Annotated in this window: 1 protein-coding gene; it reads left to right on the top strand. The window is 52.9% G+C overall.

Annotation, left to right across the window (positions count from 1 at the left end; translation table 11 throughout):
- The coding region (locus ACFQ1T_RS14305; RefSeq protein ID WP_379077984.1) for an Ig-like domain-containing protein at positions 1-746 on the top strand (746 nt) is incomplete at both ends.

The raw sequence follows: 746 nt of genomic DNA, 5'->3' as shown, positions 1-746 counted from the left end.
ATCAGCCTGGATGCAAACGTTGCTGGTGATGGCATTGTGAACGTTGCTGAATCGACTGCTGCCGCCATCCCCGTGACTGGTACCGTGAGTGGTCAATTCAAGGCAGGTGACATTGTTACCATTACGATCAATGGCAAAGACTTCACTGGTGCTGTAGCGACCGACGGTACATTCTCTATCAAAGTCCCTGGTGCAGACTTGGCCGCTGACCCTGACAGCACTGTCTTTGCGAGCGTGACCACAACCAACGCTGCGGGTAACACTGCGACCGCGACGGATACACAGACATACACCGTGAACTTGTTGCCTCCAGCCTTGGCAATCAGCCTGGATGCAAACGTTGCTGGTGACGGCATTGTGAACGTTGCTGAATCGACTGCTGCAGCTATCCCCGTGACTGGTACCGTGAGTGGTCAATTCAAGGCAGGTGACATTGTTACCTTGACCATTAACAACAAAACCTTCACAGGTGCAGTGTTGGATGGTGGTAAGTTCTCCATCAATGTTCCTGGTGCAGATCTGGCGGCTGATGCTGACAGCACTATTTTTGCGAGCGTGACCACAACGAATACTGTAGGTAACAGCGCAACCGCCACTGATACGCAGACATACACTGTGAACTTGTTGCCCCCAGCCTTGGCGATCAGCCTGGATGCAAACGTTGCTGGTGATGGCATTGTGAACGTTGCTGAATCGACTGCTGCCGCCATCCCCGTGACTGGTACCGTGAGTGGTCAATTCAAGGC

It is taken from the genome of Methylophilus glucosoxydans (genome assembly GCF_042676145.1).
GTDB lineage: Bacteria > Pseudomonadota > Gammaproteobacteria > Burkholderiales > Methylophilaceae > Methylophilus > Methylophilus glucosoxydans.
The sequence above is the reverse complement of the archived record's forward strand: the minus strand, read 5'-3'. Positions and strand labels throughout refer to the sequence as shown.